At 55.0% G+C, this 1,275-nt stretch carries 2 protein-coding genes; both read left to right on the top strand.

Annotation, left to right across the window (positions count from 1 at the left end; translation table 11 throughout):
- Positions 1 to 831, top strand: an 831-nt coding sequence (locus GZ78_RS18910; protein WP_034839472.1) for a hypothetical protein, incomplete at its 5' end; no start/stop codon positions are given.
- Positions 832 to 848: 17 nt separating this feature from the next.
- Positions 849 to 1,275, top strand: a 427-nt coding sequence (locus GZ78_RS18905) for a WD40 repeat domain-containing protein (RefSeq protein WP_201772758.1), incomplete at its 3' end; no start/stop codon positions are given.

Here is a 1,275-nt window from a genome sequence, read left to right as displayed (position 1 = left end):
GCCGGACTGATGCTGGGCGTTCTGGCCAGCATCAGCCACGGGATAACCGAAGGCAGTGGCGCGCCAGAAAGGCTGGGGTTTATTCCCGGCCCGGCGATAAAGTTCAATTCCACTGAGTTGATGGAGCTGGATGAAGAAGGCAGAACCTATGGGTCGCCAGTTTGGGTGACAGCGCTCCGCTTTATACTGGGCGGTTCTGAGTTGGTGATGACAGGGATCACAGTAATTGGCCATTCACAAACATTTGTTCAGCACTTCAATACCAGTGCGCTCACCTCTGCCCAGAAAAACATTCATCGGATTAGACATCAACATTTGCTATCAGCTACGTTACTGACGGCAAGTATCTGTTCGGGGGGGGGCTGTGTAGCACTGAGTAGTAATATAGCGTTTTTACACTCCTTTCTGGCCTCAACCGATGAGGGCGACTTAATGGAGCAATACCGTTTAGATTTTGCAGATTTAGCAGATATTCGCGCTCACACCTTCATTCTGGATGATACCTGGTTAGCATACGGTCACGGAGGCCAGCTATCACTGATAAACCCGGCGAACAAAACGGTCGGTATCCCCTTGCCGGGAGCATTCCCCAGTGATGTGTTTGCACTGGACAGCCAAGGGCCATGGCTGGCTTCGGGTGACGGGGGTGGCGAGATCCGGGTGCATAACCTCACCCACCTCAGTGACATCAGCTACCCTTGCCGGGCGCATTCCCCAGTGACGTGTATGCACTGGACAGCCAAGGGCCATGGCTGGCTTCGGGTGACGGGGGTGGCGAGATCCGGGTGCATAACCTCACCCACCTCAGTGACATCAGCTACGTTAATATGACGGCGCACAGTAGTTTCGTGCGGGGCCTTAGCTTTAGCCCCGATGGCGCCCGGCTGCTTTCTGGCGGTGCCGATGGTCGGGCACGCCTCTGGCACAGGGAGGCTGAGGGTCATTTTACCCTGATTCAAAACATGACATTTGATGCGGACGCCCGCGTTGTCTTGTACCACCCCGGTGGTGAACATTATGTGGTGGCCGAAGGCCCCAGGGTTCACCTGTATGAGGCGGCTAACCAGACCCGGCTCGATACCCTGACAATGGCAAACAATATGAGTGAGGTGTTTTCTCTCGCCTTTCACCCCAATGGCATCTGGCTGGCGGTAGGCAACAGGCAAAGCGACCTTGAACTCTATTCTCTGGGAGAGCGGCCTGAGCTCACTTTTACCGAACAACCAACCTTGCAGCCAACTTCGACGGTAACGATGGTGGTGGTTAGCTCTTCTG

The organism is Endozoicomonas numazuensis, from assembly GCF_000722635.1.
Classification (GTDB): Bacteria; Pseudomonadota; Gammaproteobacteria; order Pseudomonadales; family Endozoicomonadaceae; genus Endozoicomonas_A; species Endozoicomonas_A numazuensis.
The sequence above is the reverse complement of the archived record's forward strand: the minus strand, read 5'-3'. Positions and strand labels throughout refer to the sequence as shown.